The organism is Streptomyces sp. NPDC020898 (assembly GCF_044333925.1).
Classification (GTDB): domain Bacteria; phylum Actinomycetota; class Actinomycetes; order Streptomycetales; family Streptomycetaceae; genus Streptomyces.
Map to the genome: position 1 here is coordinate 1,571,781 of NZ_JBIRRV010000001.1, position 12,605 is coordinate 1,584,385.

The window sequence follows — 12,605 nt, forward strand, 5'->3', positions numbered from 1 at the left end:
AAGGATGGCAGGGCAGGGCGGCCGGGCCCACGGAATTACCGCGTCCGGAGCGACCGCCCGACAGGCGCCCCGGTCGATGTCGGGCAGCCCTGGGCCAGGTGCGAAAGTGGAGGACATGACTGGTACGACTGGCACAACTGGCACTCCCCTCCGTGTGGGCCTCGTCGGCTACGGCCTCGCGGGCTCCGTCTTCCACGCCCCGCTGATCGCCGCCACCGAGGGCCTCGTCCTCGACACGGTCGTCACGGGGAACCCCGAGCGGCAGGCGCAGGCCCGCGCCGGGTTCCCGGACGTACGGATCGCCGCGACGCCCGACGAGCTGTTCGCCCGCGCCGACGAGCTGGACCTGGTCGTCATCGCGTCCCCGAACAAGACGCACGTCCCGCTCGCGACCGCCGCCCTCGAGGCCGGCCTCCCGGTCGTGGTCGACAAGCCGGTCGCGGGCACGGCGGCCGAGGCGCGTGAGCTGGCCGCCCTCGCGGACGAGCGGGAACTGCTCCTCTCCGTCTTCCAGAACCGCCGCTGGGACCACGACTTCCTCACGCTGCGCAAGCTGCTCGCGGAGGGCGCGCTGGGTGACGTGTGGCGGTTCGAGTCGCGGTTCGAGCGGTGGCGTCCGCAGACCAAGGGCGGCTGGCGCGAGTCCGGCGACCCGGCAGAGATCGGAGGACTGCTGTACGACCTCGGCAGTCACGTCGTCGACCAGGCACTCGTCCTCTTCGGCCCCGCCGCCTCCGTGTACGCCGAGACGGACACCCGCCGCGAGGGTGCCGAGGCCGACGACGACACGTTCATCGCGCTCACTCACACCAGCGGTGTCCGCACCCACCTCTACGTCTCCGCGACCACCGCTCAACTCGGGCCGCGCTTCCGGGTGCTGGGCTCGAAGGCGGGGTACGTGAAGTACGGCCTCGATCCGCAGGAGGCCGCCCTGAAGGAGGGCGGGCGACCGGGCGACGCCGGTTGGGGTCGGGAGCCCGAGAGCATGTGGGGGCACGTCGGATCCGGCGAGTCCCCGCTGACCGGCGGCGGCCGCCCGGAGCCGACGCTGCCGGGGGCGTACGAGGAGTACTACACGGCGATCGCCGTGGCCCTGCGCGACGGCGGCGCCAACCCGGTGACCGCCCTGGAGGCGGCAGCCGCGCTCGACGTACTGGAAGGCGCCCGGCGTTCCGCGAACGAGAAGGTGACGGTGAACCTGCGATGACCAGTCAGAAGCCCGGCCACAAGGCAACCGGCCAGCCCTCGCTCGGCCCGCGCATCGCGCCCGAGATCACCCCGAGCGTCGAGGAACTGGAGTCACAGGAACGGCACCTGGTGTTCCGCCAGTTCGGTCACGAGGACGCGTGGGCGCTGGGTTCGCTGCTGGTGGAGCTGGCGCGGGAACGGCAGGCGCCGGTCGCCGTCGACATCCACCGGGCGGGCCAGCAGCTCTTCCACGCCGCCCTGCCCGGCTCGACCCCCGACAACGACGCCTGGATCGACCGCAAACGCCGGGTGGTGGAGCGCTACGGCGCCTCCTCCTACCTGGTGGGCGCCCGGCTCCGCGCCAAGGGCACGACCTTCGAGGAGTCCTCACGCCTCGACCCCGACCAGTACGCGGCGCACGGCGGCTCGTTCCCGATCACGGTCGAGGGCGTGGGCGTGATCGGCTCGGTGACGGTGTCGGGGCTGCCCCAACTCCAGGACCACCGGATGGTGGTGGAGGCGCTGGAGATCTTCCTCAAGGCGTAGGAGAACGCAGGAGGATGTAGGGGACGTAGAGGGATCCGGGCCGCCGGGAATTATCCTGAGGGACCCTCCGGTTGGGACTGCCATGACATCTTCGGCACCCCTGACATCCCTGAAGGACACGCTCGGGCGGTACGGCGTCTGGAGTTTCGGGCTGCGTTCGGAGGACCCCGAGGGGCTCACCGAGCGCGCCGAGGCCGCCGCCGAACTGGAGGAACTGGGCTTCGGCGCCCTCTGGTTGGGCGGCAGCCCGGGCGTACGGCACGCCGTTCCGCTCGTCGAGGCGACCTCGCGGTTCGTCGTGGCGACCGGCATCCAGAGCATCTGGGAGGACGAGGCCACCGAAACGGCGTCCGCCTACGCGGAGTTGGAGGCGGCCCACCCCGGCCGCTTCCTCCTCGGCCTCGGGGTGAGCCACGCCGGCCAGGCGGAACGGTACCGTCGCCCGTACGCCTCGATGGTCGAGTACCTCGACGCCCTGGACGCGGCCGGACAGCCCGCCGAACGCCGGGTGCTGGCCGCGCTCGGCCCGAAGATGCTGGAGCTGTCGCGGGACCGCGCCGCCGGCTCGCACCCGTACCTCGTGACCCCCGAGCACACCGCGCAGGCGCGGGCGGCGCTGGGTGAATCCCCGTTGCTGGCACCGGAGTTGAAGGTCGTACTGGACACGGACCCGGACCGGGCCCGCGCGACCGCCCGTGGCACCCTCGCGATGTACCTGACCCTGCCGAACTACACCAACAACTTCCTGCGCATCGGCTTCACCGAGGACGACATCACGGACGGCGGCAGCGACCGGCTGGTCGACGCGGTGTTCGCATGGGGCGACGAGAACCGGATCCGCGAGCGGATCGACGCCTTCCACACCGCAGGCGCCGACCATGTCACCCTCCAGGTCGTCGAGGACCAGGCCAGGGGTGCCCTCCCCCGCGACGGCTGGCGCCGTCTGGCCGCTCTGCTGGAGCTGAAGCAGACGTGAAAGAGACGTAAGGGACTGGAGGGGATCTGCTCAGGCCCTGAAGCGGCGGCGTTTCCTCCGGATGTGTTCGGTCGTTGGTCTGCACGTGTCATCGGGCGGTACCCAGGAGCCCGGTGACACGCATGCGAACGGAGAATTCCCGTGCGACTGACCGATATCCACCGTTGCGAGATCCGGCCCGGACGGCTCGTGACCTGGACCCTGCATCCGACGACCGTCGAAAGCGTCGCCGACCTGCCGGAAGACACCCGCCCACCCGCGTACGTACAGGAGGCCCACGTCCGCACCGCGCGCACCGTGCGCGAGGACGGCCTGTTCGTGCCGACCTGGCTCGGCACGTCCTTCGACATCCCCGGGCGGGTCGATCTCGACGTCCTCCAGGAGGCGCTGCGGACCTGGACCCTGCGGCACGAGACCCTGCGCAGCGGTTTCCGCTGGGCGCCCGGCTCTCCCGGTTCTCCCTCTTCCCACGAGGAGCTGCGGCGCTTCACCCTCGCCCCCGACGCCGTCGTCCTGCACCGCGAGGACGTCGGTGTCTTCGCGGACGGGGAGGCGCTGCCGCGCTATCTGCAGGATCGGTTCGACATCGCGGCGGACGCGCTGAGCTGGCCGAACTTCATCTACAGCGCGGTCGTCAGGGACGACAGCACCAGCGTGTACATGGCGTTCGACCACACCAACGTCGACTCGTACTCGATCTTCCGCATCTCCCACGAGATCCACCAACTCTACACGGCCGGCCTCGACGGCAGGACGGTGGAGACGGCGCCGGTCGCCAGTTACGTCGACTTCTGCGCGAGCGAGCGTACGCACGCCGACGGGATCGACGAGACCCACTCGATCGTCGCCGACTGGCGGGAGTTCATCGCCCGGTGCGACGGCAAGCTGCCGAACTTCCCCGTCGACCTCGGCCTCGACCCCGAAGGGCCGCTGCCCACGCAGCAGTTGATGCAGGAGTGGCTCGTGGACGACGCGGACGCGGCGGCGTTCGAGGCGTACTGCCGTCCGTACGGCGGCAGCATGACCGGCATCCTCGCGGCCACCGCGCTCATCGTGCGCGAGATCGGCGGGCAGCAGGTGTACCGCACTGTCGTGCCGTTCCACACCCGGGCGCGGTCCGAGTGGTCGGACTCGGTGGGCTGGTACGTGGGCGGCGCGCCGCTCGAGATCCCGGTGGGCCAGGTGTCGGACTTCGACGGCGCGCTGAACCTGGTCCGCGGCGCGCTGCGGGCGAAACGGCCCCTGTCGAGGATGCCCATCGCCCGCGTACTGAAGCTCCTGGGCTCCGACTTCCGGCCCACCTCACCGGACCTCTACTCGATCGTCTCCTTCGTCGACGCGCGAAACGTCCCCGGCTCGGAACGATGGCAGGACCTGAAGGCGTACGGCCTGATCCGCGTCTCGTACGGCGACCAGGTCTGCGCCTGGGTCACCCGCCTCCACGAGGGCCTCCAGTTCGCAGCCCGCTACCCGGACACGGACGTGGCACAGAAGAACATGCGGTTGTATGTCAGCAGGCTGCGCGAACTCATCGTCTCGGTGGCAAGGGAGGGGCGGCAATCGACCGCCGGGTCTGTTGAAGCGCCGGTGCCCACCGCGCTCTGAAGGGGCGCGAAGCGCCTTCAGGGGCGCGGGGCTGTATCCGGTCTGCGGCTCCGCCGCGGGGCGCGACAAGCCCCCACCGGACCCGCAGCCAACAACCCCCGCACCCACCACTCACGCGCCCTTGAACTCCTGCCGCTGACGCCCGAGCCCATCAATCTCCAGCTCCACCACATCCCCGGCCCGAAGGAACGGCTTGGGCTCAGGCGCCCCCAGCGCAACGCCCGCCGGCGTACCCGTGTTGATCACATCACCCGGGTACAAGGTCATGAACTGGCTGACGTACCGCACGACTTCGGCGACCCCGAAGATCTGCTCGGCGGTCGTGCCGTCCTGCTTCGGCTCCCCGTTGACCCACAGCCGCAGCCCCAGACCCTGCGGGTCCGGCACCTCGTCCGCGGTCACGAGCCACGGGCCCAGGGGGTTGAACGTCTCGCAGTTCTTCCCCTTGTCCCACGTCCCGCCCCGCTCCAGCTGGAACTCGCGCTCGGACACGTCGTGCGAGACCGCGTACCCGGCCACATGCGCGAGCGCCTCCTCGTGCGAGCCCAGATAGCGGGCGGTACGTCCGATGACGACCGCCAGCTCGACCTCCCAGTCGGTCTTCACCGACGCGCGCGGCACGAGCACCGTGTCGTAGGGCCCGACGACCGTGTCCGCCGCCTTGAAGAAGATCACCGGCTCGGAGGGAGGCTCGGCGCCGGTCTCGCGGGCGTGGTCGTGGTAGTTGAGGCCGATGCACACGATCTTGCCGATGCGGGCCAGCGGCGGCCCGATCCGCAGCCCGGTCGCGTCCAGCGCGGGCAGCTCACCGGCGTCGGCGGCGGCCCGGATCCGGCCGAGCGCCGCGTCGTCGGCGAGCAGGGCGCCGTCGATGTCCGGGACGACCCCCGACAGGTCCCGGAGAATTCCCTCGGCGTCGAGCAGCGCGGGCCGCTCCGCCCCCGCCGTACCGACTCGCAGCAGCTTCATGTTGGCTCTCTCCCTAGGTCACCAGTCATCGGATGACTGGTCGATCCTCCGAGCTTGTCGCCCGGTCCGCAATACCCGGTTCACGTACTGGACTGCGCACCGGACTGCGCGGAGAGCTGCCACCGGTACAGCACCGCCCGCTCGACGGCGCTCCACGTCGTACTGGTGACCATGTAGAGCGCGGCGGCCAGCGGCATCACGGCCACGCTGAAGAGCGTGAAGAAGGACATGAACGGCATGAACTTGCCGACCGAGGCGAGCCCGGGCACCGGCTCACCACCGCCGGGGTTCACGGCCACCGGGTTGGCGGCCATCACCAGCTTCGTACGCCGGTAATTGAAGGTGGCGACAGCGGCGACCAGGACGAACAGTCCGAGGTAGACGACCCCCGCGGCCCCGATGATCCCGTCGCCACCCAGCGCGTCGGCCCACCGCTCGCCGAGCGGCGCGGCGAACAGCCGGTGGGTCAGCAGATCGTTGGCCCGACCGCCGATCTCCGCGTTGGAGAAGAGGTGGTAGAGCAGGAAGAACGCGGGCAGCTGGAACAGACTCGGGAAGCACCCCGACAGCGGCGAGACCTTCTCCTCCGCGTGCAGGGCCATGACGGCCTTCTGGAGCTTCTGGGGATCCTTGGCGTGCCGCTTCCGCAGCTCGGCGACCTTCGGCTGCAACGCGGCGCGCGCCCGCTGTCCGCGCGCCGCCGCCCGGGACAGGGGATGCACGAGGAGTCGTACGAACGCCGTGAACAGGATGATCGCGGCGGCAGCCGAGGAGGTGTGGAAGAGGGGCTGGAGCAGGTCGGCGAGATGCTCGACCAGACTGGCGAAAACGGACAGGAACGCGGACATGAGTGAGCCCTCCGAGGGTCTCGTCGTACCGGAGATTCCGTCGATTTCCGTGGATTTCCGTGCATGCGAGACACGGAATACGGGATACGGAATATGGAGATCGGTATGACGACCCGCGCGGGTCACTGTCACCGGTGGTGGTCGGTGGTGCTGTGCCCTACGCGGCGGCCGTCGGGAGGGCGGATCCCGGGGCGCGGGGGCGGGTGCGGCCACGGGCGTCGGGGTCGCGTTGTGGCAGGAAGGCGGTACGGCGGGCCCGGTCGCGGATGGCCGTACGAACCCGGGTGGGCGGCGCGACGGGCGCGCTGCGCGCGACGATGAGCGAGCAGGCGGCGAACGCGGACCCGGCCGCAGCGGTCGCCGCGAGGGCGACGGCGGCGGAGAGGCTGCCGGTGTCGAGCAGCACGACTTCGAGGAGCAGCAGGAACAGCGCGGCGGCGGCACGCGGATTCGCCCGGACCGGACTCCAGCTCCGGATCATGCCCCCACCCCCTCTCATGCCATCACCCTGCCGTTCGTTATACAGGATGCCTGGTTCTCGGCTCAGCGGGGCCGCATCGACGTGAGCTTGCCCCAGACGATCAGACGGTAACGGGACGTGTACTCCGGGGTACAGGTGGTGAGGGTCAGGTAGTAGCCGGGGGTGTCGTAGCCGTACGCCGGCCTGACCATGGAACGGGGTACGGCCCTGATCACGCCGTCGTCACGCGCCGAGGTTCGGGAAAGCGTGCGGTCGACGGTGAATGAGTACACCGTCGACCCGCATCTCGACCTGCGAGGTCGCCGTGTAACAGCCGGTTGATGTACCGGAAGGCTTCGCCCTGAATGTTGCGGTGGGCGAAGTTACCGGCGTGGCTCGGCTGTTGGGTGCCGGAATAGTGGCCGACGTACCGTTCCTCTGGTGACTGAGCAAGAGCGAGTCCGCTCAGCCGCGCGCCCCGAACGGTCTTGGGCGAACTGGTCCCCGGCGTACTCGACCCCGGGGCGGCGACACGGATCCTGTCCGTGGTCCGGGCCCGGGAGGCCAGTTCCCTGTACGACCTAGCCAGTTGGATACGGCCAGAGGCGACGAGGAAGCCCTGAACCATCACTCCGGTGGAGCAGGGGCCCCGCACACTGGCGCCGTACCCGGCATCCCAGATCGCACGATCACGTTAACCCGGACGGCCCAGGCCACCGCAAGCCCGGAAGCCGACATCACACGATCGAGTTAAGCCGCCCTCGTGCGCACTCCCCGGCATGCAGTGCCACCCCTAGCTCCCCGCAGGTCCACATCGCGCGCCGGCGGAGTGTGCGGTGTCGTACCACAGGAGCCCGAGCCCGCATGCGTACGCCTCCTTCGCGCTCATGGGGACGCCGGGCCGCACGATAGGCCAGACCTCGCCAAGTAACCAGGCTTGCCCCCTTTGTCCAATGGTTTTAGAAAGCGCTGTCATAACTCTCGACAACCCCACGCACCACACCTGATGCTTCCTTCTGGCATGAACGGAAGGTCATAATCCGGACGGAGAAGCCATGATCCGACGCAGATCCCTGCTGACCGCGGCAGGGGGCACCCTCCTGGGCAGCGCCCTGGCGACGGGCACCGCGCGGGCCGACGCGACCATCACGCTCAACCCCGGTACCAAGTACGGGACATGGGAAGGCTGGGGCACCTCGCTCGCCTGGTGGGCGAACGTGTTCGGCGCCCGGGACGACTTCGCGGACATCTTCTTCACCACCAAGTCGACTACCTACAACGGCACTTCACTGCCCGGTCTGGGTCTGAACATCGCCCGTTACAACCTCGGCGCGTGCAGCTCGAACTCGGTGGGCGGCCAGAGCATGGTGAAGTCGGCGAACATCCCGGCGTACAAGCAGATCGAGGGCTACTGGCAGGACTGGAACAACGAGAACCCCACGTCCTCGGCCTGGAAGTGGACGGCGGACGCGACGCAGCGCGCGGCGCTGACGAAGGCGGTCGCACGCGGCGCGACCACCGAGTTGTTCGCCAACTCGCCGATGTGGTGGATGTGTGCGAACCACAACCCGTCGGGCGCCTCGGGCGGCGGCAACAACCTCCAGACCTGGAACTACCGCCAGCACGCCTCGCACCTGGCCGCCGTGGCCCTGTACGCCAAGAACAACTGGGGCGTGAACTTCGCGACGGTGGACCCGTTCAACGAACCCGCGGCGAACTGGTGGACGGCCACGGGGACGCAGGAGGGCTGCCACATGGACGCGTCGGTCCAGGCCGCCGTACTCCCGTACATGCGAAGCGAGTTGGACGCCCGTGGCCTGACCGGGATCAGGATCGCGGCCTCGGACGAGACGAACATCGACACCGCCCGTACGACCTGGGCGGCCTTCGGATCGTCGACGAAGGCCCTGGTGAGCCAGGTGAACGTGCACGGCTACCAGGGTTCGGGGGGCCGCCGGGACCTCCTCTACACGGACGTGGTGACGACGTCCGGCAAGAAGCTGTGGAACTCGGAGACGGGTGACAGCGACGCGACCGGCCTGACCATGGCGTCGAACCTCTGCTACGACTTCCGCTGGCTGCACCCCACGGCCTGGGTCTACTGGCAGGTCATGGACCCGACGACGGGCTGGGCGATGATCGCCTACAACCCGAGCACGCTCCAGCCGACGACGGTCCAGACCAAGTACTACGTGATGGCGCAGTTCAGCCGCCACATCCGCCCCGGCATGACGATCCTCGACACGGGCGTCAGCTACGCGGCGGCGGCGTACGACGCGAGTGCGAAGCGCCTGGTGATCGTGGCGGTGAACACGAGCACAGCAGCCCAGACCCTCACCTTCAACCTCTCCAACTTCACGACGGTGACGGGCGGTTCGGGCGGCCTGGTCCCCCGCTGGAACACGGTGACGAGCGGCGGCGGTGACCTCTACCGGGCCCGTTCGGACACGTTCCTGAGCGGAAAGTCGGTGGCGGTGCCGTTCGCGGCGGGCGCGGTGCAGACGTTGCAGGTGGACGGGGTGACCATCTGAGGTGCCGGGGAGGGGAGGCACCGGACCGGATGCCTCCCCTCCTCGTCGAGCCCTGTCATGGATGCTCATGGATGCCACTCTTCTTTGTCGGTCGTCGGCAGTACGGTGATCCCATGCGCCCGGACACGCCTGCGGAAAACGTCGACCACCTCGCCGAAGCGGCTCGCCTGGAGCGGACCACCGGCCTCTACCCCGAGGACGCCGAACACCTGCTCCTGCAGGCCTCGGCGCACCTGGAACTGGCCGGCGACCGCCCCGCCGCGACCGCCCTGTACGACCGCCTGCTCCAATCCCCCGGCTCTCTGGAGAACCCCCACCTCATCCGGGCCCTCAAGGCATCGAACCTGTGGGAGTACGGCCACGAGGCGGAGGCCCGGGCGATCATCGACGGCGTCCGCGCCGAGGCCCCGCGCGACCCCGCCCCCTGGGTGATCGTCGCGGAGTCCCTGGAGTCCCACGACGAGCTGGAAGCGGCCCAGGAGACGTTCACCCAGGCGGCCCGCCTGCTGATCGCGAACGCCCAGGAACCCCCGTACTCCACCCACCCGTTGCTGTACGGCCGCCACCGCGTACGCCGGATGCTGGGTGTCGCCCACGACGAGTGGGACATGGTGGCGGACACGGTCCACTCGTCCCATTCATCCCCTTCGTCACCGGTCTCGCTGGACGAGCTCCACGACCCCAAGAGGGTCTGGTCCCTGGGCTCGGACAACCCGGCGGAGCTGGAGGCGGAGATCTCCCGTCTACGGGCGGAACTGGGCGCGTTCCGGGAGGCGCTGTCCCGCCCGTTCCCGGTGGCGGTCCTGCACTGGCCGGCGGGGGAACTGGCGGAGCTGGTGGGGGCGTATCCGGGCCTCGCGGACGAATACCCCTCGCACGAGGAGCACCTCGCGACGATAGAGGCGTCACTGCGGGAGCTCGCGGCCTCCGGCACGGCCAACCTGGGGATCGTCACGGGAACGGTGCCTTCCTACGAGGCCTTCGCGGCCTCCGAGGCAGCGTCTCCGGGGGACATCGACCTGCTGCCGCAGTACGCGACGACGCTGGCGGCCCGGGGGAAGGCTGTGGGGTGGCCTCCACAGCGGGGGGCGGTGTGCTGGTGCGGGTCGGGGGCCGCTTATGAGGGGTGCCACGGGCGGGTCGGGGTGTAGAGGGCTACAGGGCTACCAGGACGTAGCCCGAACACGGACAACCGTGGTTCCGCCCGGCAGGTGATGCGGCTGGAACCACGGTTGTCGATGTCGGGCAGGTGTCAGGTGCTGCGCTACGTGTCAGGTGTCAACGGCTCAGGTGTTACCCGGCGGTGTTGTAGCGCTCGATCATGTGGACGCGGGCGAAGGTCCAGTTGCCCGCTGCGGTTTCCCAGCTGCCGACGGGTGCGTTGAGCCTGCCGTTGCCCTGGGCGGTCCAGGTGAACATCTTCACCCGGCCGTCGCCGTAGCCGTACATCGCGCCGAAGTCGTCCTTGCCGTCGCCGTTGTAGTCGCCGGTGACGAACTCCAGGCTCGCACGCGTCATGTTGCCGGCCGGGGTGGTCCAGGCTTCGACGGGCCTGCCGAACCTGCCGTCGGCCGCGGCGGTGGCGACGAGGATGGCATCGTGGCCGTCGGCGTAGTCGTACCAGGCGGCCACATCGTCGCGGCCGTCGCCGTCGAAGTCGCCCGCGAACACCGACGTACGGTCCGCGGCGCCCCAGGTGTCGCTCTCCCAGGAGCCGATCGGGGCGTTGAAGCCGCCCTTGGCAGTGGCCTTGAACGTCCACAGCTTCGCGCGGGTCTCGCCGTACGTGTACCAGACGGCGAGGTCGTCGCGGCCGTCGCCGTTGAAGTCGCCCACCGTCGGCTTGCCGCTCGTCTGGGTCCAGTTCCCCGCGGGCGTCGTCCAGGACGCGACCGGGTTGTTGAAGCCACCGTTGGAGTTCGCCGTGAAAGTGAACAGAGAGTCGTGGCCGTCGGCGTAGTCGTACCAGACGGCGAGGTCGTCGCGGCCGTCGCCGTCGAAGTCACCGCTGTGGAGGTCCATGCGGGCGAAGGTCCAGCCGGACGCCACCGCCCAGGACGAGAACGGTGTCTGGAAGGTGCCGTCACCCTTGCCGAGCCAGGTGAACGTCTTCACCTGGCCGTCGGTGTAGCCGTAGACAGCGGCCAGGTCGGCGATGCCGTCGCCGTTGTAGTCGCCGGTGGTGCGCTTCATCTGACCCGCCGTCCAGTTGCCGGCCGGACTGGTCCAGGCGATGGAGGGGGCCTTCAGCCCGCCGGCAGGCTCGGCGAGGAAGGTGTGCACCGAGTCGTGGCCGTCGCCGTAGTCGTACCAGCTGGCCATGTCGCTGCGGCCGTCCCCGTTGTAGTCGTGGCGGAGGGCGCTGCCGCTGGCCCACTGGGACTCGCCCTGGGCGTTGTGGATGACGAAGTTGCCGCGGTCCTGGAGGACGGCCCGGCCGCCCGGGGCGGTGGTCCTGGACTCCCACAGCACGGTGGTGCCGTCGGCCGCGATCACGGCGAGGTTGCCGTTGTCGTCGAAGCGCGCGGTGGCACCCGCGTTGCCGACGGTGCCGGTGGACCACACGATCGGGCCCGCGTCGGAGCGGATGGCGAGGTTGCCGTCGGCCCCCATGGTGAGGCGGGCCGAGTTGGAGACGAGGCTGTCGCCGGGCAGCAGGACGGTGCCGGCGGTGATCCGGTTACCACTGACGGTGTTGTCGACGCGGGTGGCGACAGCGCCGGTGCGGGTCTCGTCGGAGCCGAAGCAACCGCCGCCCCAGGAACGGCTGTTGAGGGCGACCAGCTCCGGGGTGCCGTTGTTGTCGCGGACGACCGGGCCGCCCGCGTCGCCCTGGCAGATGGCGTCGGAAGCGGTCTTCGGCGTCAGGTTCAGGGTGGTGGTGTCGGAGGCGCTGACGGTGAAGCCACCGGTGTGGAGCTGGAGGGGCACCCAGTCGTCCTTGGTGCGGCCGAACCCGGCGGCGGTCAGGGTCTCACCGACGGCGGGGGGTGTGGTGGCGAACTTGACCGGGGTGATGCCGGTGGTGGGCGTGGCCAGCCGGCCCAGGACCAGGTCGCGGCCCTCGCGGGGCACCAGCTCGACGACCTCGCGGACCTGCCCGGCGGTGGTGGTCAGATCGTTTCTGCCGATGGTGGCGACGGTCTTCAGCGCGGGCTTGCCCGCCGGCACCGTTTCCGTGGCCGGGTCGGCGAAGCAACTGGCCGCGGTGGCGATCCAGCCCGGCGCCACCAGCACGCCGGAGCACCCGCGCCGGTCGTCTCCCAGGGTCAGCCGCGCGGTGAAGGAATAGGTGCCGGCGGAGGCCACGGGGCCGGCTAAGGCCTGCGCCGGGGCGGCGGCAAGTGTGCTCGCCGCGACGGCGGTGATGAGTGCGCCGCTCGTGAGAGCCACGCGTATACGTCTGTTGGGCACGTTGACGTTCCTCGTTCCTCGTTCTGTTCGTCAGGTTCTGCGGTGCGACCTGGGTGGTGGTGGGGGAA

The 12,605-nt window shown here is 69.9% G+C and carries 10 protein-coding genes and 1 pseudogene; 6 read left to right on the forward strand and 5 right to left on the reverse strand.

Features of this window, described 5'->3' with window-relative positions; genetic code table 11:
• Window positions 1-115: 115 nt before the first annotated feature.
• The 4 genes from ACH4TV_RS06875 (at window position 116) to ACH4TV_RS06890 (ending at window position 4,315) form a co-directional block, all read left to right on the forward strand.
• Window positions 116-1,207, forward strand: coding sequence for a Gfo/Idh/MocA family oxidoreductase (locus ACH4TV_RS06875; RefSeq protein ID WP_398394916.1), 1,092 nt, complete (start codon window positions 116-118; stop codon window positions 1,205-1,207).
• The gene (locus ACH4TV_RS06880) at window positions 1,204-1,734 is read left to right on the forward strand and encodes a heme-degrading domain-containing protein (RefSeq protein WP_398394918.1); all 531 of its coding nucleotides are present in this window, start codon (window positions 1,204-1,206) and stop codon (window positions 1,732-1,734) included. The genes ACH4TV_RS06875 and ACH4TV_RS06880 overlap by 4 nt, the downstream gene beginning before the upstream one ends.
• 82 nt (window positions 1,735-1,816) lie before the next feature.
• Window positions 1,817-2,710: an LLM class F420-dependent oxidoreductase gene (locus tag ACH4TV_RS06885; RefSeq protein WP_398394920.1), complete on the forward strand. Its 894-nt coding sequence runs from the start codon at window positions 1,817-1,819 to the stop codon at window positions 2,708-2,710.
• A gap of 141 nt (window positions 2,711-2,851) precedes the next feature.
• Window positions 2,852-4,315: a condensation domain-containing protein gene (locus tag ACH4TV_RS06890; RefSeq protein ID WP_398394922.1), complete on the forward strand. Its 1,464-nt coding sequence runs from the start codon at window positions 2,852-2,854 to the stop codon at window positions 4,313-4,315.
• Between the two features lie 111 nt (window positions 4,316-4,426).
• Here ACH4TV_RS06890 and ACH4TV_RS06895 read toward each other — a convergent pair whose 3' ends face one another.
• From ACH4TV_RS06895 to ACH4TV_RS06910, 4 genes and pseudogenes are all read right to left on the reverse strand, one after another.
• The gene (locus ACH4TV_RS06895) at window positions 4,427-5,284 is read right to left on the reverse strand and encodes a fumarylacetoacetate hydrolase family protein (RefSeq protein WP_398394924.1); all 858 of its coding nucleotides are present in this window, start codon (window positions 5,282-5,284) and stop codon (window positions 4,427-4,429) included.
• 80 nt (window positions 5,285-5,364) lie between these two features.
• Complete coding sequence (locus ACH4TV_RS06900; protein ID WP_398395406.1) at window positions 5,365-6,120, reverse strand: YidC/Oxa1 family membrane protein insertase; 756 nt, start codon at window positions 6,118-6,120, stop codon at window positions 5,365-5,367.
• Between the two features lie 169 nt (window positions 6,121-6,289).
• Window positions 6,290-6,613 (reverse strand): DUF6412 domain-containing protein, encoded by a 324-nt coding sequence (locus tag ACH4TV_RS06905; protein ID WP_398394926.1) that lies wholly within the window; start codon window positions 6,611-6,613, stop codon window positions 6,290-6,292.
• Between the two features lie 62 nt (window positions 6,614-6,675).
• Window positions 6,676-7,025, reverse strand: a pseudogene (locus ACH4TV_RS06910) (sortase domain-bontaining protein); the annotation flags it as partial.
• A gap of 622 nt (window positions 7,026-7,647) precedes the next feature.
• Here ACH4TV_RS06910 and ACH4TV_RS06915 point away from each other — a divergent pair.
• The gene (locus tag ACH4TV_RS06915) at window positions 7,648-9,123 is read left to right on the forward strand and encodes a beta-1,6-galactanase (RefSeq protein ID WP_398394928.1); all 1,476 of its coding nucleotides are present in this window, start codon (window positions 7,648-7,650) and stop codon (window positions 9,121-9,123) included.
• Between the two features lie 113 nt (window positions 9,124-9,236).
• Window positions 9,237-10,274, forward strand: coding sequence for a hypothetical protein (locus tag ACH4TV_RS06920; protein WP_398394930.1), 1,038 nt, complete (start codon window positions 9,237-9,239; stop codon window positions 10,272-10,274).
• A gap of 142 nt (window positions 10,275-10,416) precedes the next feature.
• On the opposite strand, the gene ACH4TV_RS06925 is transcribed toward ACH4TV_RS06920, so the two are convergent.
• Window positions 10,417-12,537, reverse strand: a complete 2,121-nt coding sequence (locus ACH4TV_RS06925) for an FG-GAP-like repeat-containing protein (protein ID WP_398394933.1) — start codon at window positions 12,535-12,537, stop codon at window positions 10,417-10,419.
• Between the last annotated feature and the right edge of the window lie 68 nt (window positions 12,538-12,605).

Coding starts and splice junctions, on each gene's coding strand:
- ACH4TV_RS06905 (WP_398394926.1), bottom strand. CDS start 6,613: ATGATCCGGAGCTGGAGTCCGGTCCGGGCGAATCCGCGTGCCGCCGCC.
- ACH4TV_RS06885 (WP_398394920.1), top strand. CDS start 1,817: ATGACATCTTCGGCACCCCTGACATCCCTGAAGGACACGCTCGGGCGG.
- ACH4TV_RS06875 (WP_398394916.1), top strand. CDS start 116: ATGACTGGTACGACTGGCACAACTGGCACTCCCCTCCGTGTGGGCCTC.
- ACH4TV_RS06895 (WP_398394924.1), bottom strand. CDS start 5,284: ATGAAGCTGCTGCGAGTCGGTACGGCGGGGGCGGAGCGGCCCGCGCTG.
- ACH4TV_RS06915 (WP_398394928.1), top strand. CDS start 7,648: ATGATCCGACGCAGATCCCTGCTGACCGCGGCAGGGGGCACCCTCCTG.
- ACH4TV_RS06880 (WP_398394918.1), top strand. CDS start 1,204: ATGACCAGTCAGAAGCCCGGCCACAAGGCAACCGGCCAGCCCTCGCTC.
- ACH4TV_RS06920 (WP_398394930.1), top strand. CDS start 9,237: ATGCGCCCGGACACGCCTGCGGAAAACGTCGACCACCTCGCCGAAGCG.